The sequence below is a fragment of the Phyllobacterium sp. GQ127 genome (genome assembly GCF_059758635.1).
This window is the reverse complement of the sequence record NZ_JCAXDZ010000005.1, coordinates 98,129-119,355: the sequence shown is the minus strand read 5'-3', so window position 1 is coordinate 119,355 and position 21,227 is coordinate 98,129. Positions and strand designations below refer to the sequence as shown.

General features: G+C 52.0%; 22 protein-coding genes. 7 read left to right on the top strand and 15 right to left on the bottom strand.

Translation table 11 applies throughout. From position 1 onward, the window contains the following. Window positions 1–3: 3 nt before the first annotated feature. The 8 genes from AC6CHM_RS18280 to AC6CHM_RS18245 form a co-directional block, all read right to left on the bottom strand. Window positions 4–1,074, bottom strand: a complete 1,071-nt coding sequence (locus AC6CHM_RS18280; RefSeq protein ID WP_307275444.1) for an ABC transporter ATP-binding protein — start codon at window positions 1,072–1,074, stop codon at window positions 4–6. 21 nt (window positions 1,075–1,095) lie between these two features. Then, window positions 1,096–1,920, bottom strand: coding sequence for a carbohydrate ABC transporter permease (locus AC6CHM_RS18275; protein ID WP_115053416.1), 825 nt, complete (start codon window positions 1,918–1,920; stop codon window positions 1,096–1,098). 9 nt (window positions 1,921–1,929) lie between these two features. Then, window positions 1,930–2,844 carry a carbohydrate ABC transporter permease gene (locus tag AC6CHM_RS18270; RefSeq protein WP_307275449.1) on the bottom strand — a complete coding sequence of 305 codons (915 nt, stop codon included), beginning with the start codon at window positions 2,842–2,844 and terminating at the stop codon, window positions 1,930–1,932. A 5-nt stretch (window positions 2,845–2,849) separates the two neighbouring features. Beyond that, window positions 2,850–4,178, bottom strand: coding sequence for an ABC transporter substrate-binding protein (locus AC6CHM_RS18265; protein WP_162802524.1), 1,329 nt, complete (start codon window positions 4,176–4,178; stop codon window positions 2,850–2,852). Window positions 4,179–4,232: 54 nt separating this feature from the next. Further along, a complete protein-coding gene (locus tag AC6CHM_RS18260; RefSeq protein ID WP_115053414.1) occupies window positions 4,233–4,892 on the bottom strand; it encodes a GntR family transcriptional regulator in 660 nt (219 codons plus the stop codon). A gap of 16 nt (window positions 4,893–4,908) precedes the next feature. Beyond that, window positions 4,909–5,799, bottom strand: a complete 891-nt coding sequence (locus AC6CHM_RS18255; RefSeq protein WP_498173952.1) for a dihydrodipicolinate synthase family protein — start codon at window positions 5,797–5,799, stop codon at window positions 4,909–4,911. Window positions 5,800–5,895: 96 nt separating this feature from the next. After that, window positions 5,896–6,810, bottom strand: a complete 915-nt coding sequence (locus tag AC6CHM_RS18250; protein ID WP_498173951.1) for a PfkB family carbohydrate kinase — start codon at window positions 6,808–6,810, stop codon at window positions 5,896–5,898. A 480-nt stretch (window positions 6,811–7,290) separates the two neighbouring features. Then, window positions 7,291–8,904, bottom strand: coding sequence for a sulfatase-like hydrolase/transferase (locus AC6CHM_RS18245; protein WP_498173950.1), 1,614 nt, complete (start codon window positions 8,902–8,904; stop codon window positions 7,291–7,293). Window positions 8,905–8,976: 72 nt separating this feature from the next. Here AC6CHM_RS18245 and AC6CHM_RS18240 point away from each other — a divergent pair, with 72 nt between their 5' ends. Next, window positions 8,977–9,903: a lysylphosphatidylglycerol synthase transmembrane domain-containing protein gene (locus tag AC6CHM_RS18240; protein WP_115053410.1), complete on the top strand. Its 927-nt coding sequence runs from the start codon at window positions 8,977–8,979 to the stop codon at window positions 9,901–9,903. Here the strand turns inward: AC6CHM_RS18240 and AC6CHM_RS18235 are convergent. Beyond that, entirely contained in the window at window positions 9,875–10,720 is an 846-nt protein-coding gene (locus AC6CHM_RS18235; protein WP_498173949.1) for a CDP-alcohol phosphatidyltransferase family protein, read from the bottom strand. The two genes, AC6CHM_RS18240 and AC6CHM_RS18235, sit on opposite strands and share 29 nt — an antisense overlap. Before the next feature lie 158 nt (window positions 10,721–10,878). On the opposite strand from AC6CHM_RS18235, the gene AC6CHM_RS18230 reads away from it, so the two are divergent. From AC6CHM_RS18230 to AC6CHM_RS18215, 4 genes are read left to right on the top strand one after another with little or no spacing between them, the layout of a single operon-like run. Continuing rightward, the gene (locus tag AC6CHM_RS18230) at window positions 10,879–11,862 is read left to right on the top strand and encodes a zinc-dependent alcohol dehydrogenase (RefSeq protein ID WP_498173948.1); all 984 of its coding nucleotides are present in this window, start codon (window positions 10,879–10,881) and stop codon (window positions 11,860–11,862) included. A 20-nt stretch (window positions 11,863–11,882) separates the two neighbouring features. Continuing rightward, complete coding sequence (locus AC6CHM_RS18225) at window positions 11,883–12,281, top strand: 6-pyruvoyl trahydropterin synthase family protein (RefSeq protein WP_115053407.1); 399 nt, start codon at window positions 11,883–11,885, stop codon at window positions 12,279–12,281. Next, the gene (locus tag AC6CHM_RS18220) at window positions 12,278–13,333 is read left to right on the top strand and encodes a glycosyltransferase family 4 protein (RefSeq protein ID WP_498173947.1); all 1,056 of its coding nucleotides are present in this window, start codon (window positions 12,278–12,280) and stop codon (window positions 13,331–13,333) included. The genes AC6CHM_RS18225 and AC6CHM_RS18220 overlap by 4 nt, the downstream gene beginning before the upstream one ends. Beyond that, window positions 13,320–14,114 (top strand): methyltransferase domain-containing protein, encoded by a 795-nt coding sequence (locus AC6CHM_RS18215; RefSeq protein ID WP_498173946.1) that lies wholly within the window; start codon window positions 13,320–13,322, stop codon window positions 14,112–14,114. Before AC6CHM_RS18220 ends, AC6CHM_RS18215 begins: the two co-directional genes overlap by 14 nt. Here AC6CHM_RS18215 and AC6CHM_RS18210 read toward each other — a convergent pair. Both AC6CHM_RS18210 and AC6CHM_RS18205 read right to left on the bottom strand, forming a co-directional pair. Continuing rightward, on the bottom strand, window positions 14,099–14,557 hold the full coding sequence (locus AC6CHM_RS18210) for a cytochrome b/b6 domain-containing protein (protein WP_115053404.1): 459 nt from the start codon (window positions 14,555–14,557) through the stop codon (window positions 14,099–14,101). The two genes, AC6CHM_RS18215 and AC6CHM_RS18210, sit on opposite strands and share 16 nt — an antisense overlap. Window positions 14,558–14,695: 138 nt before the next feature. Next, window positions 14,696–15,157 (bottom strand): Lrp/AsnC family transcriptional regulator, encoded by a 462-nt coding sequence (locus tag AC6CHM_RS18205; RefSeq protein WP_115053403.1) that lies wholly within the window; start codon window positions 15,155–15,157, stop codon window positions 14,696–14,698. Between the two features lie 120 nt (window positions 15,158–15,277). Between AC6CHM_RS18205 and hppD the strand changes: the two genes are divergently transcribed. Further along, window positions 15,278–16,390 carry a 4-hydroxyphenylpyruvate dioxygenase gene (gene hppD, locus AC6CHM_RS18200; protein WP_498173945.1) on the top strand — a complete coding sequence of 371 codons (1,113 nt, stop codon included), beginning with the start codon at window positions 15,278–15,280 and terminating at the stop codon, window positions 16,388–16,390. Between the two features lie 6 nt (window positions 16,391–16,396). Here the strand turns inward: hppD and maiA are convergent, their stop codons facing one another. The 3 genes from maiA to hmgA are packed head-to-tail and all read right to left on the bottom strand — an operon-like array spanning window position 16,397 to window position 19,351. Beyond that, window positions 16,397–17,035, bottom strand: coding sequence for a maleylacetoacetate isomerase (maiA, locus tag AC6CHM_RS18195; RefSeq protein ID WP_498173944.1), 639 nt, complete (start codon window positions 17,033–17,035; stop codon window positions 16,397–16,399). Then, complete coding sequence (locus AC6CHM_RS18190; protein ID WP_498173943.1) at window positions 17,025–18,038, bottom strand: fumarylacetoacetate hydrolase family protein; 1,014 nt, start codon at window positions 18,036–18,038, stop codon at window positions 17,025–17,027. The genes maiA and AC6CHM_RS18190 overlap by 11 nt, the downstream gene beginning before the upstream one ends. Beyond that, window positions 18,035–19,351: a homogentisate 1,2-dioxygenase gene (gene hmgA, locus AC6CHM_RS18185; RefSeq protein WP_354345311.1), complete on the bottom strand. Its 1,317-nt coding sequence runs from the start codon at window positions 19,349–19,351 to the stop codon at window positions 18,035–18,037. Before hmgA ends, AC6CHM_RS18190 begins: the two co-directional genes overlap by 4 nt. Window positions 19,352–19,427: 76 nt before the next feature. Between hmgA and AC6CHM_RS18180 the strand changes: the two genes are divergently transcribed. Further along, window positions 19,428–19,913 (top strand): MarR family winged helix-turn-helix transcriptional regulator, encoded by a 486-nt coding sequence (locus tag AC6CHM_RS18180; RefSeq protein WP_115053398.1) that lies wholly within the window; start codon window positions 19,428–19,430, stop codon window positions 19,911–19,913. On the opposite strand, the gene AC6CHM_RS18175 is transcribed toward AC6CHM_RS18180, so the two are convergent. Beyond that, entirely contained in the window at window positions 19,910–21,199 is a 1,290-nt protein-coding gene (locus tag AC6CHM_RS18175; protein WP_498173942.1) for an MFS transporter, read from the bottom strand. The two genes, AC6CHM_RS18180 and AC6CHM_RS18175, sit on opposite strands and share 4 nt — an antisense overlap. Window positions 21,200–21,227: the final 28 nt, after the last annotated feature.

Here is a 21,227-nt window from a genome sequence, read left to right as displayed (position 1 = left end):
TGCTTAATTCTTCCGACTATTGTCCATTCTCTTGCCGTTCGCCGCGTCAAACAAATGGCTGGTTTTCGGATCAATTGCCACTTGAATAGTGTCGCCCGGCTTTATCGACAAACGATCCCGGAAGAGACAGGAAATTTCCTGATCGCCAAGTTTGCCAACGACCATAATCTCCGAACCCGTTGGCTCGACCACCTCGACGTCGATCTTTATGCCCTTCTCAGCAATCTTCATATGTTCTGGCCGGATACCATAGATTGCCGAATTTTCGGTGGTGGGTGAAATGCCGCCCGGCAAAGGCAATTCGATACCATCCGGAGTGACGAAAATACCGGCTTTCACGTTGCCCTTGATAAAGTTCATGGCAGGAGAACCTATGAAACCGGCAACGAACAGATTGGCCGGATAGTCGTAAAGATCCAGCGGTGTTCCTACCTGCTCGACCAGCCCATCCTTCATCACGACAATCTTGTCAGCCATTGTCATGGCTTCGATCTGATCATGTGTCACATAGACGATGGTCGTTCCCAGACGTTGGTGCAGGCCCTTGATTTCACTGCGCATCTGGACACGCAGCTTTGCATCGAGATTGGATAGGGGTTCGTCGAAAAGGAATACCTGCGGATCGCGTACAATAGCGCGGCCCATGGCAACACGCTGGCGCTGACCACCGGAAAGCTGGCGTGGAAAGCGGTCAAGCAGCTTTTCAAGACCCAGGATTTCGGCCGCACGACCAACGCGGCTGGCTTTCTCTTCTTTAGGGGCCTTCTTCAGCATCAGCGCGAAGCCCATATTATCGGCAACGGTCATATGCGGATAAAGCGCATAATTCTGAAAGACCATTGCGATATCCCGCTCTTTGGCTGGCAAGTCATTGACCACACGCGAACCTATGGAAATCTCACCACTGGTGATTTCTTCCAGTCCTGCAATCATCCGCAGCAATGTCGATTTACCGCATCCTGACGGGCCGACCAGAATGACGAATTCGCCATCATCAATATCAACCGAAACGCCGTGCATAACGTCGACGCTGCCATAGGTTTTTTTAACGTCCCTGATCGAAACCGTGGCCATTTAATACTCCGTTCGCATGTGTTAGCCGCCCTTGACGGCACCGGCAGTCAAACCGGCAATAATTTGACGTTGCGCAAAAACTGTCAGCAACAAAACAGGCAGCGTCACAACAAAAGCAGCGGCCGCCAGCGGACCCCAACTGACCTGCTCGAAAGACAACATGTTATAGACCGCCACCGGCAAGGTTCTTGTTTCACGGCTCGCCAGCACAATGCCGAAGACGAAATTGTTCCATGAGAAGATGACTGCCAAAATCAATGCGACGACCACTCCGGGCTTGGCAATCGGCAAAGCGACCATGCGGAACACCTGCCATGAGGTTGCCCCATCAATCATGGCAGCCTCTTCAAGCTCCATCGGCGTTGTCTCGAAATAGCCGATCATGATCCAGATAACGATCGGAACTGTCACCACAAGATGGATGATGATCTGCGGCCATAAGGTGCCAAGCAGACCCAGTGTCTGGAACAGAAGAAACAGCGGAATGAGGTATGATAGCCCCGGTGTCATGCGTGCAATCATGATGACGATTGCCGATTTGTCGGCACGCAACCGTGCAATCCCATAGCCAGCAGGCACACCGACAAGCAGCGCAAGCAAGGTCGCCGTTCCCGTTACCAATAGGCTGTTCCAGAAGTAATGGAGGAAATCATTGGTGGCGAAAATATCGCTATAATTCGACCAGGCAAATTGCTCCGGAATGAAGATCGGCGGATAGGCTCCATTGTCGATTTCATATTTCAGCGACAGGGACAGCATCCAGAGGAAGAAGAAGATTGCCGGCGATACGATCACGAAGACGATAAAAGCCGTGCCAAGAATTTTCAAAGGATTGCGACGTGCCATTTTCGTTCCTCAACTATTCCACTTTGTTCGCTGGCGCAGATAGAGCAGCGCGAGAGACATGGTGATGATTACAATGAAGAAAACGACGGCTATCGCAGAGCCATAGCCAATGTCGTAATAGGCAAAGGCAACATTATAGAGATAGATGTTGATGGTCTCCGAGGCTGTCCCCGGACCGCCCTGCGTCATGGCGAAAATGATGTCGAAGCTTTTCAAAGCATCAATGGAGCGGATGATCACGGCGACCATCATGAATGGCAGGATCATCGGCAGCGTAATATAGCGAAACTTCTGCCAGCCATTTGCGCCATCAATCTCCGCACTCTCAAACGGATCGCGTGGCATCGCCGCAAGACCGCCCAGAACAATGAGCATAACCAGAGGCGTCCACTGCCAGGTTTCGACCAGCACGAGTGACGGTATCACCGTGTTCTGGTTGAAGATCCATTCCTGCGGGCCTATTCCGACAAGAGACAGGAGATAGTTCAAAACGCCAAGTTGCGGATGGTACATCATTGTCCAGACCAGAGCGACTGCCACTGGCGTCGCCATCATCGGCATGACGAAAATACCGCGCAGCAGGCCGCGCATAGGAAGCTTGCTATCGAAAACCAGGGCGGCAATCGTACCCAGGATGAGCGGCGCGACAACCGACAAAACCGTGTAGAGCACAGTGTTGCTCATGGATTGCCAGAATCTGGTATCACCGGCGAGACGGACAAAATTTGCCATGCCGACAAAGCTTTGCTCGCCGCCAAGATGCCATTCATTGACGCTCATCCACAATGTGAACGCCCAGGGGAATATGATGACCGCCCCAACAATGACCAATGCCGGAATGACGAATGGCCAATAACTGGGCGTGAGCCGGCTTTTGCCGGCCTTCGGCTTTGCTATGTCGGTTATCGGGACGGTCGCAGTCATAATACTTAGCCTTCGCTACGTGCGAGGATAGGCGCGAATTCTTCCGTCGCCCGCTTCATTTCGGTCGCCGGATCAGCGCCGCCAATAATATTGGTCAATCCGACCCCCATCACGTCACGGAACTCCGTCACGGGAACGATAACCGGGAGACATAATTGGCTGACTTTGGCCGACTCAGACAGGACCTTTGCCCATTCCTGAGGCATGGTAACGCCCTTTAGAACTTCAGGATCATTGACAATGGAATTACGGAAAGGAACGCCCGATCCGGACTGTAACAATCGAGCACCCATTTCTTTCGATATAGCCCACTGGCAATAAAGATAGGCGGCTTCCTTGTTCGCCGAACCCTCTGTTACGCCGATACCGTCACCAAAGGTTGGTGCAGCCTGGGCAGCTGGACCCTTCGGCATCAGGCCGTAACCGACTTTGCCAACAACGCGCGACTTTTTCGGATCTTCCAGTGGCGGAGCAAAACCAATGCCGTCCAGCCACATGGCAACCTTGCCCTGAAGGAAGCTCGACTGGCACTCTGCCCAGTTAAACCCGGTGACACCGGGAGGTGCCGATTTGGTCATCAAGCGCTGATAAAGCGTTGCCGCATCGATTGATTCCTGCGTCGCTGTTTCCAGCTTACCATCTTCAACGGTGCTTTTGCCATAGCCAAGCATGAGGCTGGCCCAGACAGGCGTATTGGCGTTTTTCATTCCGCGCGCGACAAAACCATATACGCCATTATCGCGGTCGGTGAGCTTTTCAGCTGCTGCAACTAACTCTTCGAATGTTGTTGGATATTCGACACCCTTGGCGGCGAAAAGCTCCTTGTTCCAGTAGATCATCCAGTAATCCACCGAGAAGGGAAGCCCACCAAAGCGGCCATTCTTATCCTTGGCGAATGCAAGACCAGCTTCCGCAAAATCGCTTTCGGTAAGGGAAGGCTCGGTGAGGCTTGGATCTTTCAGGAATGGCGTAAGATCGGCAAGCCAGCCACCCTTTTCGAATTGTCGTTTTTGAACATGGTAGCTGATATGGATGACGTCAAAGCTTGGCTTGCCTGACGTCAGTTCGATAACGGCTTTCTGGCGCTGCTGCTGTTCTGGCGTCTGTTCCGAATTGACCTTGATGCCGGTCAGTTCTTCAAATTCTTTCTGATATTTTTGCAGGATATCGCCACGTGGGCTCTTGATCAGATTAACTTCAAGCGTCGTTCCAGCGAACTTTTTCCAGTCCACATTGGCAAAGGCGGGCCTAAGCCCGGCGAAACTCGCAGCGCCCAGCGCTGCCGTACCCGCCAGAAACTGCCGACGCGTCGGTTTGACAAAATTCATGCTCATGGTTTTCCTCCCTTTTGTGTTTCCGGCGGTGCAACTCCCATTGCGAAGCCGGTTTTAGATTTTAAGAGCCAGATTTCTCGCATTATTGATATGAACCGCAATTGCATCCATTGCCGTTTGCGGATCGCGTGTCTCAATGGCTGCCAGAACTGCGAGATGCTCCCGCATGACCGGTATGACGCGCCCTGTGATGCGGAAACGCTCCTGATTGATCAGCCGCATCTTGATAGCGTTGATCCGGTAGGCCCGCCCGATAATGCCATTGCCGAGCGAGTCGATGATCGTCTCATGCAAATTCCAGTCGATGGCTTGCGCACGCAATTCCAGCTCGGGTGTTTCCTGCCCTTGCAGCGCTTCCTCAAGTGTATCCTCGTGCTCTTTCCTCAGCCGCGCCAAAAGCTCATCCGATGCGGTGACCGCGAAAATGGCAACCGCTTCCTTTTCCATAAAAAGACGAAACTGGAATGCTTCCCGGATCAAATTAAGATCAATATGTGCGATCTGAATGCCGCGCTGCGGGATGGTCTTGACCAAGCCTTCCGCCTCAAGGCGAGGAACGAGCTCCCTGATAGCGCCCAAGGGCATGCCGGTCATTGCAACGAGCTGCCGTTGTGAAACGAATTGCCCCGGGCTGATGTCGCGCGCCAGCAGATGCTCCGTAAAGCTGACATAAGCTTTCTCCCGCAATCTTACCGGCTCGTCGCCATCATCCATCTGGACTACCCCTTTATTATGCTGCCGCAGATTTAAACAATCGATCCAAGGTTGAGATCAAACGTCCATAGTCTGAGTCGGACAAACTACGAAGCGGGGCCCGCGCCCTGCGCCAATTTTCATCGCCACTCTGGTGAGCAATAAGAGCCTTTACGGCCGGAATGACCGGAAATGCCACAATCTGGTTTACAGCCTCAACCACATCGGCATCATCCCGCCCCTCAAACACCATGGGCAAAAGCCGGTGGGCATAAATATTGGCAAGACCGGATATCGCGCCCTGCCCGCCCATCCGAACGCCCGCAGCCAATCCCCGCTCATCGCCAATCAAGATGGCCAGATCATTGTGCTTTGCCAGCAGGGATTCGGTAAATGGCCAATTTCCCGATGAATCTTTGACGCCAGCAATCACGCCCGGGAAAGCCTCGCGCAAATGCGAAACCAGATCAACCGAGATCTCAACTGCCGTTACGGACGGAATATTGTAAAGGATGACGCCCCGTGCAGAACTGCCGATTTCGGCAAAAACTGCGGAGAACCAATTGAACAATCCATCATCGCTTATATTTTTGAAGTAAGACGGGGGCGCCAGCAAAACATTGCGGCAACCTGCGTCCAGCGCTTCAAGTGATTGCAGCGCTGCGTCTATGTAGGAATTTGCCATAACGCCGACAACAATTTGTCCCGGCGCTATATCGGACTTGAGAAAAGCCCCGAGCATTGCCGATCTTTCTTCATTGCTGATCGACGATCCCTCGCCCGTCGTGCCGAATAGTGTAACGCTGCTGCATCCATTTACCAGACAGTTCCTGGCATGGTTGATCGCCGCATCAATATCAATGCGCATGTCGGCATCAAACGGCGTTGCCAATGCAGCTGAAAGTCCAAATCTATCGAGTTTAGCCAAGTACCTTCTCCCCAGAACAGGGGTAGACACATACTAACATGTTAGTTGATAGTCAACCAGTAATCACTATCAATATGAGAGGCCATGCAAGCTGATTCATGTGGTCTGAGATAGAAAGGTCTGAATTTCCGCACGGGTTGGAGCACCTTGCCGCCCGCCGAATCGGGTGCATTTGATTGCGGCTGCCGCGCTTGCAAATTGCATAACCGCTTCGATTTGCCAGCCTTGCGCGAGCCCCCAGGCGAAAGCGCCATGGAAAACGTCGCCAGCGGCCAATGTATCAACAACCGGCACTTTGAACGCCTGCTGGCTACGAACGGTCCCGCTTGCACTATCAAACCAGAAAGAACCTTTGTTTCCGCCGGTAACTGCGATGAAAGCACCCGCTCGACCATAGCGCGCAGCCAGCGCTATGACTGCGCTTTCCAGATCGCTTTCACTCGTAACCAGCTCTGCTGCCGGTTCCGAAGCAACGATATGGGTGGCGAGCGGAAGGAGCATTTCCAGCGTTTCAAGGGGTGCAGTATCGGCATCCAGCACGGCGTGAACACCAGCAGATTGCGCAGTTTTTAACGCCAGTGCAGCACCCAAGGGCCAACGAACATCTGTCATGACGACATCGAAGGTCTCACGGGAAAGAGGCGGCAAAACATCTGGCGTTGCCAGCAAAGCCGGATCGTAAAACGGTACGATCATTCTCTCCCCATCCTGATCCACAAAAATTGATGAAAAGGCTGAGCGCGCGCCCGCAATCCGGCGAACATGGGTGCAGTCCACCCCTTCTGATTCAAGCTCAGCGACAATACGATCACCAACAGCGTCTTGTCCCGCTGATGCCCAGAGCGAGACGTTTCCGCCAAGCCGGGCAATGCTCGCAGCAGCGCTTGAGGCCATCCCAGCAGCAACTTCAACCGCTTGGACAGGAATGAATTTGCCCGGGCCCGGGGGCAGTTGCTTCAGCTGGAAAATCGTATCCAAAGTCAGAGCGCCGACGCAGAGTATTCGAGGCATTTCTTCATCACCACATTAATTGCTTACGCTGAGTGACGTGCAAAGGAAAAGACGCCTTCGTCAAGCCAGCAATGGGATTGTTTCGCGCTCAATGCTATTTTTGGATAAGAAAACCTGTCTAACCCGGCTTTGCAGCTGTTATTATTGATAAGTGGGCGATCAAGGCGGCTCCTTAGGCAGAATTGGTTCAACGTTGCTTTGCGGCAACGGATCAGAATCCAAATCTACTTCCCACAAAAAAATGAAACAACAGCTCTCGTCATAAACCTGTTGTGCAGCTAAGGTAGAGCCAAGCCAGAACTGCACGGGGAACGCAGAATGGAAAAAACGAGCAATATCTCGGAATATGAAGACCTGAACGAGGATGATGAATCCGCTTGGTCATGTAACTCATGTCCAATCAGATATCTGACAGTCTTGGGTGTGGGTGTCGCCCTTGCAGTATTGCTGGCTAATCTCTGCAGTACATTCTGATACACGCTAAGCTGGATTGCTGAATTCGCGGAGCAACTCCTGACGAAATCCATCCATAGGCTCCGCATGCTGATTTCCCGGGGTCATGCCCGGATTCCATTTTTTCGGATCGAGCCTTTCCAGTAAAGCTGGATCATCGGAAACGATGTGAACAGGCACCGCGCGAGAAGAACCATTTCCCGTGATAATCGGCGCCGGTTGATGATCGCCAAGCAATATGAAAACTGTATTGCTTCCATACTTCGCCATGTAAGACCCCAATGTTTCGAGCGTATAGTCGATCGAACTCGCATATTGCGTCCGAACCCGCTCCTGATCCTGCCAGACAACTTCCGGCGCATCGCCCGCAACCGCCTGTTCATTGAAGATCGACCCATCGCCGATTGCAGACCAATCAATCAATTTTGGGATCGGGGTCCAAGGTGCATGACTGGAAATAAGCGCGATCTCAGCCATGACAGGGCTGTGTGGACCGGCACGCTCAAATTTCTGAAAGGCTGAAAGTGTGTATTGATCCGGCATGGTCACCCAATTGAATGGCTTGCCATGATAGCCGAGATTATTTGCAGCATAGACCTTGTCATAGCGGAAATAATCGCTTTCCGGCCAATCCACCGTAATGGCTGGCATCACGGCGACACTGCGCCAACCTGCCTGCTTGAAGAGCGAATTCAAACTTGGCCGTTCACTGGCGATCAGTTGGTCATAACGTTGCTGGCTGTCGACCCAAACACCGGACAGCAACGTTCCGTGTGCGAGCCAGCTCAACCCACCCGACGTTGGTGACACCAGCCAACTGCTCCTCGACGTCAATCCCGCAGCCGAAATCTGCTGCTCAACCTGTGCCAATCGCTTTTCTGTCAGCTTCGAGTAATTCGGATCGCGTATTACGCTTTCACCATAGGACTCGATGAAGATTACAACTACGTCCTTGCCTTGGAGTGCTCCAAAGCGCCCATTTTGTAAAATATCCGCTATGGGATCGCTGTCGAGCAAAGCTGCAAATTCGTGCCTGTCCCTCCAAGATTTTTCGACAAGCGCTACACGATCTACGATCAGCATTATCGTTCGTGTTTCGATGAACTTATTGTTCGGATGATATGAGGCAATAGCGGGAATCACCAGCAGACATAGGCCTGATACGAGCGCCATCGGGCGGCGGCCACCTGCTGATTGGAACGCACCTAATGACCAATAAACAAGAGCGATGGTCAATATCAGGCAGAGCAAAGTTGCAGACACCAGGAAAAAAGCCTGAATCGCTCCCAATGTTGCGTTAAGCACAATCCAGCCGTCAAAAAATAGTTTTGCATCAAACAACGGGTTAAATTGGCGTGAAAAAGCCGTATAAGTTGCCATGTCTGCGAGTTTAAGCACCAGCACCGATGCCAAAATCATTGTAACCGCCAACCGGGCAGACTGGAAATATTTGCCTCGCGTGGCGGTCAATAAAAGGACAACGCCCAACAATTCGATTGGCAGTTTGATGAAGTGCTCCACGCCCAAATCTGCGGGATTGTCGGGCAAGTTTAATATGAGCAGGAGGCCGGCAATTGCGAACACCATCCGGAGCCGTTCCGCAGCTTTGTACATGAACCCGATAATCGTGCGATACTTCATAAATTCAATACGAGCCTTCCTCTTATGCAGGTGTCCGGCCACGACCATCTTGATTGAGGGCGATACTGGCTCATGACGTCCGGCAAATATAGAAATTTTTTCACACCGATATTTGGCATAATATTGTTGGTGACGGTGTTTTCTGTATCTAACACGGATGCAATCCTTGCCAGCCTGGGCAATGCAAGGCTGGAACTCGTTTTTCTTGGACTCTGCCTCATACAAATCCAGATAATATTGTCGGCGCTTCGTTGGTGCTATACGGCGGCTCAATTGGATCATCCGCTTCCACCAGCCAGCGCCATCGCTGACTATTACCTTGGATCATTTCTGAATATGGTGCTGCCCGGCGGCGTTGTGGGCGACATGATGCGCGCCGCACGCAGCCGTTCGGCAGACAGGAAATGGAGCATCCCGGTTCTGGCGGTTCTGCTGGAACGATTTGCGGGACAAATCGCGCTGTTTTTCGTAGGCGGTTTAGGTTTCATCCTATGGCCTTTCCTTGATGCAGAGTTGAGACCGTCCGAGGCGTTGGCATTGGTGCTTGCGGCTATTGGCGCTTTGATTGTCATAGCCGCCGTTTCGTTGCTGATATGGCTTTCCGGATCATTGTGGTGGCGTAATTTCATCCGCAAAATCGGCCGAAGTATTACCGTCTGCTATGGTCTTCCCTATGCGTGGCTGGTTCAGGGTGTTCTCAGCCTGACGATCGTCATCAGCTATATTGCAGTCTTTGCCATGGCATCTGTCGCTATCGGCGCTCCACTACCCCTTATCGGTTTGATTACAGCAATCCCGCTGTGCCTTTTAACCATGGTTTTTCCTATAACGGTCGGTGGCTGGGGAACACGGGAGGCAGCCGCAGCTGTCCTATGGCCACTACTCGGATTGACTGGCGATCAAGGCATTGCTGCAAGTGTTTTATATGGTGCAATTGTAACATTGGGAACTTTGCCTGGTCTGGCATTGTTCATCTGGTCGACCTCTCGACGAAGGTAGAGGGCGCTTGCGCCTGCCGGAATAGATGCAAGACATCGCAACCGAAAGAGTAGCTCAACGCTGCAAGGCTAAGCGCTGCAATTGCTGTTGAAATGAGCGGCTGAATGGCCGGCAAAAGAATTATGCCAAGAGAAACTATCTGTAACACGCAAATTGCCTGCCTTCTCAGCGAAGACATCAGCGCTCCCCGAAGCCGGCCATCCAAATATTGTGCCGCAACAAACACATAGCGCATGCCGCCAATTATCATGACCCACCAGCCTGCCTTGCCGAACAAGAATGCCAGGATTGACAGGCAAAGGATCAGCGCTGCATCGACTTCCATATCGTAGCGCGCGCCGAATTCGGAGTTCATGCGGGAGCGGCGAGCAATGTAGCCGTCAATTCCATCGAGACATAATGCGACGGCGGCAATGCCAAGCAATGCTAGGATCATCCTTGATTCCATCAGCCATTGCGCTTCAAACAAAGCCCCGCCTATCAAACAGCTTATCCCTGCTCTTACGGTGGTTATGGCATTGGCCGCACCAAAATGCGCGTAAGGGTGAGTTTTCAATTTGGTCAGTACAAGCGTGCCGGAAAAGACATAAGCAGCAATGGCAAACAGACAAAAAGTCCAGTCGAGATCACTGTTGAACACTAACCAGATGGAGGTTCCAGCCACGAAGCTTCCAACGAGCATCAGGGTGATAATCGCGCTTCTCAGAAGTTGCGGAAATTGCGCAGGGTTGACGCTGTGTGCCACGCCCAATGTCTTGGGAAGCTTGTCGTTTCCGTGATAGGTCTTCTGAAAACTGTCTTCCGATAAGATTGTCATTATACGCTCCGCACTCAGCATTAGCTGACTACGATTAATCTGCAACATCAGGGCAAATTTAAAACCTTCAATAAAAAGTGACGATCTGGCGGTTACAGCCTTTTATCCGGCACTGCGAATGACTAATTTGAGCGGACACAGAGGGATGGACAAGCACCATGAAGCAAGACTGCTCACACGGAACGTCCCGTGCTTTATGGATTGAACGACAGGGCATTTGCGCATTTCGAACCGAAATATTGCCACCGATGAAGAGCGACGAAGTGCTCGTACAAGCGCGTTTTGGCGCGATAAGCCGTGGTACGGAGTCGCTTGTGTTCAATGGTCAGGTGCCGACAAGTGAATATCAGAATATGACCTGCCCGCACCAGGAAGGGTCGTTCGCCTTTCCCATAAAATATGGATATTCCATCGTTGGCGATGTTCAAGATGGGCCAAAGGAATTGCTCGGTCGTACGGTGTTTTGTCTCCACCCGCACCAAACGCATTTTTTGGCAAAGTCAGCGGACATACATGTTATTCCGAACGCTGTACCTGCCGAACGGGCTGTGCTCGCAGCCAATATGGAAACTGCTCTCAACATAATCTGGGATGCCGGAATTTTACCGGGAGATCGCGTCGCCATATTTGGCGGCGGTGTCGTTGGCATGCTTGCAGCTTATCTTGCCACTGGAATTATTGGAACTGAAACCACGCTCCTCGACATAAATCCCAAGCGAAAGACGGTCGCTACGAACCTTGGAATAACTTTCGCTTCCCCCGATGCCGCGCCCCGCGATTGCGATGTCGTGATCAACGCTTCTGCCTCTTCTGCCGCTCTTAACCAAGCACTTGAATGCGCTGGATATGAAGGGCGAATTGTGGAAGCCAGCTGGTATGGCGACAAAAAAGTCGAGATCAATCTCGGAAGGCAATTCCACTCCAAGCGTCTTTCCATTACCAGCTCGCAAGTTGGTGGTATAAGCAATGCACGGCGATCGCGCTGGACCTTTGCAAGGCGTCTCAATGCTGCAATGTCGCTGCTAACAGATCACAGATTCGACGCGTTGTTCTCAGGAGAAACTGCGTTCGATGCGCTTGATCGAAATTATGCCGAAATTATCGCCTCGCCTTCCACCCTTTGTCATCGCATCGTCTACTGAACTTTCCAGAAGGAATATCCATGTTTGCCATTGAAGTTCGCGATCACATTATGATTGCTCATAGTCTGCCGCGACCGGTTTTCGGCCCGGCTCAAGCAATGCATGGTGCAACATTCGTTGTTGATGCTGCATTTTTTACCAAGGAACTGGATGAGGATGGTCTGGCAGTCGATATCGGATTGGCCACGTCGGTATTGTCAAAGATTTTGAAGCCTCTCAACTATCAGAACCTTGACGAAATGGAGGTCTTTTCCGGCAAGATTACAACGACCGAGGTTCTCGCAAAACATATATTCGACCAGCTTTCAGTGGCAGTTCAATCGGGAGAATTCGGCAAAGGAAGTGCGCGTATCTGCAAGATTCGAGTGCTTCTCAATGAGTCGCATGTCGCTCGCGGATGGTATGAGGCAGAGCTTTGACCCGTTCGGTCCATTTTGCCTATCCAGGCGATCTTGAGGCAAAGACCGGCGGCTACGGCTATGATCGCCAGATAATTTCGCAATTGCAAAAGCTTGGATGGCAGGTCAACCCCGTTCCGCTTGGGGACAGCTTTCCTTTTCCGAGTAATGAAACGCTTCGGCAGGCTGAAGAGACCCTCGGCGCATTGGCAAAAGACGCGCTCGTGATGATCGATGGTTTGGCCTATGGCACTTTCGACCGGATTGCCTCGCGACTGGCAACGAAACTCAATCTAGTGGCGCTCGTCCATCACCCGCTTGCGTCCGAAGGCAATATGCCGCCGCAAAAACAGATCTCACTCATGAAATCTGAGCGAGACGCTTTAGCTTATGCGAAAAGCGTAGTGGTAACGTCCTCGGCGACGCGACAGCAACTTGTCAGCGATTACGACGTTCCGCTCGATCGTATCGTGGTCGCTATTCCCGGCACAGAACGCGGCATTCGTGCGAAACGAAACTCCGAAGTTCCGCAAATTTTGAGTGTCGGTTCCCTGATACCGCGTAAAGGCCATGACGTGCTTATAGGCGCACTGGCGAAAATCGCGGACCTTGCTTGGGAATGCAAAATTATTGGCAGCCGGACCATGGATGTTGACTATGACGCGGCGCTTCAACAGCAGATAATTGACAACCAGCTTACAGATCGAATTATCTTGGCCGGACATGTCGATGACACGCGTAGCGAACTGGCACGTGCTGATATTTTCGCGCTGGCAAGCCGCTATGAAGGCTACGGCATGGTCTTTGCCGAGGCTTTGTCGCATGGCCTTCCCATCATTGCCTGCCATGCCGGTTCTGTACCGGAGGTTGTGCCCAGCGATGCTGGTATACTCGTGCCTGCAGACGATCCTGACGCATTTGCTGATGCTTTGAGGCTGGTGCTCAAAGATAAGGAACTGTCAGATCAAATGGCAGAGGCTGCATACGGTCATAGCAAAACGTTGCCCGAATGGGCCGACACCGCAAAATTGATCTCGGCAGCACTGATAAAGGCGGCGGATGAGCGGATTTGATCTCAACTGGCTCGATCTGCGCGAGCCTTTGGACCAACAGGCTCGTGATCAAACCTTGCTGGAAAAGGCCGCGAGATTTGTTCAAGGTGCACAGCGGCGAACAATACTGGACCTTGGCAGCGGGACAGGATCGACCTTTCGTGCCATGGCGCCATACGCACCTGACGCCCAATGGCGCTTGATCGATCTTGACGAAAAATTATTGCAGGAAGCCGCCCGGCGTCACGCACAAGACAACAACGTTGCGTATCAGCATAGCAACCTGAACGATCTGGCATCGCTGTCACTTGATAAAGCCGATCTTGTCAGTGCGTCAGCGCTCTTTGATCTATGTTCACAAGAATTCGTAGACGATCTGGCTGACCGCCTCGTCAAATTGAGAAGCGGACTATACGCTGCGTTGAATTACACGGGAGAGATTTCGTTCAGCATTTCTCATACCGATGACGAACTGATGGTCCGGTCATTCAATCATCACCAAAATTCAGACAAGGGATTTGGCCCTGCCCTCGGTCCTCGCTCGACACACGCTCTTGCAGCGGCGCTCAGCAGGTCGGGCTACAGGGTTGAAATTGCACAAAGCGATTGGCTTATCGACAAAACTGCCATCGAACTACACCGACTATTCGTCGATGGAATGGCCTCTGCAGTCTCCGAGACCGGCATGGTAGGCCTGACCAAAATCAACCAATGGCGTGAATTCCGTGTCGCACAAACGACGACAGCAAAATGTCGTGTCGGGCATTCCGATGTGCTTGCGCTGCCTCAAAGCATGCGCTGAAAAACATCGTCTTTGCGGATCATTCGATGGAAAAGCGCGCCCGCAATATGAAGGGCGACAAGTATCAGAATTAACCACGCGGTCGCCGCATGGATCACACTAAAAACAGGGGCGATCTGCGGCTCGCGGCCGATTGGACTCCACACCGGAAGAAACCCAAACCAACGGAGCGGAAAGCCGTGCGCATTGGTGGCAAGAAAACCACTGATGGGCATGAGGATCAGCGCAAAGTATAATAACCAATGAACAATTGCTGATACTGTGCCCGTCCAATCTGTCTCGTGCGCGGGTCGGCCCTGGATCAACCGTATTCCCAACCGCAGCAGCATGAGCCAAAGCACCAGAAACCCGAAGGATTCATGCAGAAGGTAGAAGTCGAGTTTTACATCATCCTTGAAATATTTGAGCAGCAGACCGAGAGGCCATACTGCGAAGACCAGCATCGCAATAAGCCAATGAAGAATACGAAATGATGCGCTAAAACCTTGCGATTCTGTCAGGTGATGTTCCCGTCCTTAACGTTATGATCCGTTATAAGGATGATGCAGCAAACTGATGACGACTGCAATCAGCCGATAAGCCTATATGGGTAGACGCCCGTCTTCCTTAAGCGTTTCCAGAACGATCGCCGTCTTTACATTCTGCACCGATTCATGAGGCAGCAATACTTCATTGACGAATGCTGACAATGCCCGCAAATCCGGCGTGACGACCTTAATGAAATAATCCATCTCACCGGTCAGCGCGTGGGCTTCCATCACTTGCGGCAGCCTGGAAATAAGATCAGAGAAGCGCCGGGCATTGTCACGATTATGCGTGGCAAGCGTAACTGAAATTATGTTGACGATCCCAAGCCCAAGTTTTTCACGATCAATTTCAGCGCGATACCCACGAATAAATCCTTCCTCCTCCAGCCGCGTTCGTCGGCGTGAACATTGCGAGGGAGACAGATTAATTCTCTCCGACAATTCATTATTCGTGAGTCTCCCGTCCTCCTGAAGGCAGGAGAGTATTTTGCGGTCTGCAGTATCAATATGTTCCAATCATGCACCATTTTTAGTTAGTATGCACATATCTTGCATATCATAGCCTATTCAAGCGTAAAAATGCAAACACATTGCGGGTGATTTGCGCGATAATCCTCGCAACAAATGGAGGATAAAATGGGTCCGTTTCCGCACGATGCGCCAAAGGCAACAATCAGCAATGAAAACCCGGCAGGAACAGACGGGTTTGAGTTTGTGGAGTTTGCCCATCCGGAACCTGAAAAGCTCGAAGAGCTGTTCACACGCATGGGCTATGTGCCTGTTGCCCGGCATAAAACCAAGAACATCACCGTCTGGCGTCAGGGCGATATCAACTATCTGCTGAATGCAGAGCCCGGATCACACGCCATGAAATTTGTCGAAGAACATGGCCCCTGCGCGCCCTCCATGGCTTGGCGCGTGGTCAATGCACAGCACGCCTTTGATCATGCGGTTGCGAAGGGCGCTACTCCTTATGAAGAAGACGACAAGACAATTGACGTGCCAGCCATTGTCGGCATTGGCGGTTCGATGCTCTATTTTGTCGATACTTATGGGGAAAGCGGCTCGGTCTATGATGCGGAGTTTAACTGGCTGGATGAGCGCGATCCAAAACCGGAAGGCGTTGGTTTTTATTATCTCGATCACCTGACCCATAATGTCTATCGCGGCAATATGGATAAATGGTGGGCGTTCTATCGCGAGCTTTTCGGCTTCAAGCAAATTCATTTCTTCGACATAGCCGGTAAGTTTACCGGCCTTGTCTCGCGGGCGATCACGTCACCTTGCGGTAAAATCCGTATTCCATTGAATGAATCAACCGACGACAAGAGCCAGATTGAGGAATACTTACGCAAATATAAGGGCGAAGGCATCCAGCATATCGCTGTTGGCACGGAAGCAATTTATGACGCTACGGACCGGCTCGACCAGAATGGCTTGAAGTTCATGCCGGGCCCACCGGATACTTACTACGAAAAATCGCATGAACGCGTGAACGGCCATGATGAACCATTGGACCGGATGAGAAAGCACGGCATCCTCATCGACGGCGAAGGCGTTGTCGATGGCGGCATGACAAAGATATTGCTGCAAATATTCTCTAAAACAGTGATCGGTCCGATCTTCTTCGAGTTCATCCAGCGCAAGGGTGATGAAGGTTTTGGCGAAGGCAATTTCCGGGCGCTTTTCGAATCGATCGAGGAGGACCAGATCCGGCGCGGCGTCATCAAGATGGACGCCGCCGAATAGCCGCGCCTATTCCACCTGATCAGGATGCGCGCCAGCAAAAGCCGGTAATGCACCGCAGCGTCCGGCAATCTCGTTAATGCGTACGAGATTGCCTATATCTGCTCCCCAGCGTTTTGCATTATAAACCTGGGGCACAAGGCAGAAATCAGCCATTCCGGGTTTGTCACCATGGCAGAACATGCCAGTTTCCGAATGGTTCAGCATCCGCTCAAACGAGGTCAGCCCCTCGGAAATAAACTTTCGCATCCAGCTTGTACGTGCGTCGTCACCCCCGCCGGTTAAAGACACAATGTGCGCAGCGACGTTCATGTTACAAACCGGATGGATTTCCATGGCAATTGCGTAAGACAAGGCGCGAACGCGCTGCCGCCCCAACGCATTGGCAGGGAGAAACCCGGCTTCCGGGAAAATCTCGTTCAAATATTCGATGATTGCCAGCGATTGGGTAAACGTGTGACCGTCCAGGACCAATGTGGGCACCAGTCCTTGAGGGTTCCGGCTCAGGTTTTCAGGGCTCTTATGTTCAGCCTGAAGCAAATCAACCGAAATTCTTGTGTAAGGAATTCCGACGCTGTTGAGGGCAATGCGAACACGGTAACTGGCCGATGAGCGCCAATAATCGTAAAGCGTTGCCTCAGTGCTCATACTTTTCGACCTTTTGCTCGATTGCCCCAAAAATGGAGTGCCCATGACTATCGCGCATTTCGATGCGGACAATATCGCCAAATCGCATGAACGGCGTTTGTGGCGTTCCGCTATTGATGGTTTCAATCATGCGGACCTCTGCGATGCATGAATATCCGGCACCACCTTCATCGACCGATTTCCCCGGACCGCCGTCGAGCTTGTTTGATACGGTACCCGAACCAATGATTGCGCCGGCAGATAATGGTCTCGTCTTTGCGGCATGAGCAATCAACTTTGGAAAATCGAATGTCATGTCGATCCCGGCATTTGCGCGGCCAAAGGGCTTGCCGTTAAGATCAACGCTCAGCGGCAGATGCACTTTGCCTCCATCCCAGGCATCGCCCAATTCATCCGGCGTCACCGCTACAGGAGAAAAGGCAGAAGAAGGCTTTGATTGAAAGAAGCCAAATCCTTTGCCCAGTTCAGCCGGTATCAGACCCCGCAAACTGACGTCATTGACCAGCACCAAAAGGCGAATTGCATCACGCGCTTCATCAATGGTTGCACCCATGGGCACGTCATCAACGATGACTGCAACCTCACCCTCCATGTCGATACCATATGCCTCATCCGCCATGCGAATTGGATCCCGAGGGCTGAGAAAGCTGTCCGATCCGCCCTGATACATGAGCGGATCGGTCCAAAAACTTTCCGGCATTTCTGCAGAGCGAGCCTTCCGGACCAGTTCAACATGATTGACGTAGGCTGAGCCATCCGCCCATTGATAGGCACGAGGCAGCGGGGATAATGCCTCATGCTCATGGAATCTTATCGTTGGCACTGCGCCATGATCCAAACTTGTAGCGAGCGCTTGCAGATGCGGGGCAATTCGCGCCCAATCATCCAGTGCCGCTTGCAATGTCGGAGCGAGAAAGGAAGCGTCAGTATAATACGCCAAATCCTTTGACACGAGAACGAGTTTGCCATCCCGCGTGCCATTATTGATTGATGCCAATTTCATTCTGACCAATCCCCTTCAGGTGTCCCGTTAAAGCGCTTTTTAAGCCCCGACCAGCAATCGGCATAATTATCCTGCAGCGTTTCCAATTCTGCGGCAAAACGCGTGAGATGCTGCGGGAACCGAGTTTCGAACATGAACGCCATGGTGTTCTCCAACCGCTGCGGTTTCAACTCGACGGTGGATGCCTTGTTAAAGCCCATGGCGTCCGGCCCATGCGCCAACATCATATTATGCAAGCTCATGCCACCCGCTACAAACCCCTCTTCCTTCGCATCATATTGCCCATAAATAAGCCCCATGAATTCCGACATTATATTCCGATGGTACCAAGGGGGACGGAAACTATGTTCCGCGACAAGCCAACGTGGGGGGAATATTACAAAATCAACATTCGCCGTTCCCTCTTCACCGGAAGGCGCTGTCAGCACAGTAAAGATGGATGGGTCCGGGTGATCAAATAGAATTGCACCAACGGGCGAAAAGGTGCGCAGATCATACTTATATGGCGCGTAGTTTCCGTGCCACGCTACGACATCCAGCGGAGAATGACCAAGCAATGTTTCGTAGAATTTGCCGCACCATTTTACATGCAGGCGGCACGGTGTTTCTTTCTCTTCGAAAGCGGCAATCGGTGTTTTAAAATCCCGTGGATTGGCGAGACAATTGGCGCCGATAGGTCCGCGATCCGGCAGTGAAAACTTTGCGCCATAATTTTCGCAAATATAGCCGCGCGCTTCACCGTCGAGTGCGGCAACCTTGAACATCATACCGCGGGGAATGATACAGATTTCGCTCGGTTCTATTTCTATAATGCCCATTTCCGTAAAGATGCTCAGCATTCCCTGCTCGGGTACGAGCAATAATTCTCCATCGGCATTGAAAAAATAATCATCCACCATGTCTTGATTGAAGGCGTAGACATGTGCGGCCATACCCGCCTGCCCATGAACATCGCCCGCCGTCGTCATGGTGCGAATGCTATCGATAAAGTTTACAGCGCTTTCCGGCATCGGTGTCGGGTTCCAACGCAACTGGCCGATCGGCAGTTCATGATCATCAAGGTTGGGAGCTGTCTTCCAATGCTCGCGCTTTACGGGTGTGAACCGACCACTATGCTTGACCGAGGGGCGAATGCGATAAAGCCAGGAGCGCTCATTGATGCCCCTCGGCGCAGTGAATGGAGAACCGGACAATTGCTCTGCATAAAGACCATAAGCGCAACGTTGCGGTGAGTTTTGTCCTTGAGGCAGTGCCCCGGCAAGCGATTCTGTTTCAAAATCATTTCCGAAGCCGGGCATGTAACTAAGGGTCATGTTGAACCTCCATCAATTTAGTTGCATTTGTGACGATATTTTTTGTAACCATCAATCACAAAGAGGCTTTTTGCTCATGACGAATAAAGTAGTGGACCGCATTCCCCTCATTCTGGAGGAGTTTACACCGTACAGGCTGAATAAGGCCGCAGAGACGATCAGCAGACGTTTCTCCAGCCAGTACCGTGAACAATATGGCCTAACGCGCCCTGAATGGCGCACATTGGCGACACTTGGCCAATTTGGGGCTCAAACTGCCACTGCTATCGGGCTGCATTCTTCAATGCATAAAACAAAAGTCAGTCGCGCGGTTTTCTCTCTTGAGCAACGCCGTTGGCTGAAGCGCCGCCGGGATGAGGCCGATCGGCGAACCGAACATCTGGAACTCACCGCTGCCGGCCTCAAAGCCTATGAGCATTTGGCCAAGCTCGCTTACGATTTTGAGGCCGACTTGTTTGCCAGACTGGGCGAGCACGGAACGCGCGACTTGAAAGCCGGGCTCACCGCGCTCGAAACATATTACGGGCAATATGCGGCAGTCACTTCGACCGATGATGACTAAAGCGTCGTCAGGTCCACCCCTCGCGTCTCACGTGACAAAAGCACGCAAATAATGCCGGGAATTACCATCACTGCTGCATAGATAATGACTGCATGCGGCGATCCTGTTGCGTTAAGCAAGAGGGTTGCAATCAAGGGCGCAACAGAGCCACCGACAACCGAAGCGACCTGATAACTGATGGACATGGCTGAGTAGCGAACATGCGTCGGAAACAACTCGGTAAAAAACGGAGCCATGCTTCCAACTATAATCCCGTGGAATGTGAGCGTTAGCAGCGTTGCCATCAATACTGTTTGCGGATCGGCACCATGCGGCAGACTGAAAAGATAAGCGCCTGCAGCCAGGCCGCCCAGTAGGCCGATAAACATCAAGGGCTTGCGTCCAAACAAATCCGACGCATATGCCGCGACCATAATCACGATGACTTCAGCAACAGATCCCCAGAACAGGGCCCCAACGCCAACTGATCGCGCTAAACCAAGAAACTGAACCGTCAGCACCAGGAAGAATGTCGTGAACAGGTAAAACAATGTGTTCTCGGCCGTCTTGACCAGAAAGACCTGTCCCATTGGTTTGCTAAAGTGCTTGAATGCTTCGGAAAAAGGCGCAGCCGGCATCGTCTTTCGCTTTTCGACGAGTTCGATGAAAGCAGGAGATTCTTCGACCCGGCGGCGCATCCAGAAACCCAGAACGACCAGCACGATCGAGAAGAGGAAGGGCAGCCGCCAGGCCCAATCGATAAAAGCCTGTTCGCCAAAACGTATCGTGAGGAAGCTTATCGTGGCTGCCGCCAGCACATTGGCAGCAGGACCACCAACCATGGGAAAGCTTGTCCAGAACCCGCGCTGTTTGCCGGGCATCGATTCAGCAACGATCAACAAGGCACCCGTTGCCTCGCCATCTACTGCGACACCTTGCACGATACGCAGCGCAACCAGCAAGACCGGCGCCAGAACGCCAACTGACGCATAGGTCGGCAGAAGACCCATGGCGAAAGTTGCTCCGCCCATCATGGCAAGACTTACAACCAGCGCGTTTTTGCGTCCTATGCGATCCCCAAGAACTCCGAAGATTATGCCACCCAGCGGGCGGGCGATAAAACCTATGGCAAAAGTGCTGAGGCCGAGCAAAACCCCTATCATTGGGTCAGCTGTCGGAAAGAATGCCTTGTCAAAAACCAGCACCGCGCAGGTGGCAAAGATAAAGAAATCGTACCATTCAATAATGGTGCCTACAGAACTGGCAAACAGAAGCCGCGCCCGTTTTCCGAAATTATTTTGGTGCATTCTACCCTCCCGATAGCGTTAAAGCGGG

Bases quoted from the DNA above. Each gene is read 5' to 3' on its own strand.
- AC6CHM_RS18275 (WP_115053416.1), bottom strand. From the start codon at position 1,920: ATGGCACGTCGCAATCCTTTGAAAATTCTTGGCACGGCTTTTATCGTC.
- AC6CHM_RS18250 (WP_498173951.1), bottom strand. From the start codon at position 6,810: ATGCCTCGAATACTCTGCGTCGGCGCTCTGACTTTGGATACGATTTTC.
- AC6CHM_RS18270 (WP_307275449.1), bottom strand. From the start codon at position 2,844: ATGACTGCGACCGTCCCGATAACCGACATAGCAAAGCCGAAGGCCGGC.
- AC6CHM_RS18280 (WP_307275444.1), bottom strand. From the start codon at position 1,074: ATGGCCACGGTTTCGATCAGGGACGTTAAAAAAACCTATGGCAGCGTC.
- AC6CHM_RS18190 (WP_498173943.1), bottom strand. From the start codon at position 18,038: ATGAAATTGGCATCAATCAATAATGGCACGCGGGATGGCAAACTCGTT.
- AC6CHM_RS18210 (WP_115053404.1), bottom strand. From the start codon at position 14,557: ATGCTGGTCTTCGCAGTATGGCCTCTCGGTCTGCTGCTCAAATATTTC.
- AC6CHM_RS18180 (WP_115053398.1), top strand. From the start codon at position 19,428: ATGACGAATAAAGTAGTGGACCGCATTCCCCTCATTCTGGAGGAGTTT.
- AC6CHM_RS18260 (WP_115053414.1), bottom strand. From the start codon at position 4,892: ATGGATGATGGCGACGAGCCGGTAAGATTGCGGGAGAAAGCTTATGTC.
- AC6CHM_RS18230 (WP_498173948.1), top strand. From the start codon at position 10,879: ATGAAGCAAGACTGCTCACACGGAACGTCCCGTGCTTTATGGATTGAA.
- AC6CHM_RS18245 (WP_498173950.1), bottom strand. From the start codon at position 8,904: ATGAAGTATCGCACGATTATCGGGTTCATGTACAAAGCTGCGGAACGG.
- AC6CHM_RS18265 (WP_162802524.1), bottom strand. From the start codon at position 4,178: ATGAGCATGAATTTTGTCAAACCGACGCGTCGGCAGTTTCTGGCGGGT.
- AC6CHM_RS18225 (WP_115053407.1), top strand. From the start codon at position 11,883: ATGTTTGCCATTGAAGTTCGCGATCACATTATGATTGCTCATAGTCTG.
- AC6CHM_RS18235 (WP_498173949.1), bottom strand. From the start codon at position 10,720: ATGACAATCTTATCGGAAGACAGTTTTCAGAAGACCTATCACGGAAAC.
- hppD (WP_498173945.1), top strand. From the start codon at position 15,278: ATGGGTCCGTTTCCGCACGATGCGCCAAAGGCAACAATCAGCAATGAA.
- AC6CHM_RS18175 (WP_498173942.1), bottom strand. From the start codon at position 21,199: ATGCACCAAAATAATTTCGGAAAACGGGCGCGGCTTCTGTTTGCCAGT.
- AC6CHM_RS18240 (WP_115053410.1), top strand. From the start codon at position 8,977: ATGACGTCCGGCAAATATAGAAATTTTTTCACACCGATATTTGGCATA.
- AC6CHM_RS18215 (WP_498173946.1), top strand. From the start codon at position 13,320: ATGAGCGGATTTGATCTCAACTGGCTCGATCTGCGCGAGCCTTTGGAC.
- hmgA (WP_354345311.1), bottom strand. From the start codon at position 19,351: ATGACCCTTAGTTACATGCCCGGCTTCGGAAATGATTTTGAAACAGAA.
- maiA (WP_498173944.1), bottom strand. From the start codon at position 17,035: ATGAGCACTGAGGCAACGCTTTACGATTATTGGCGCTCATCGGCCAGT.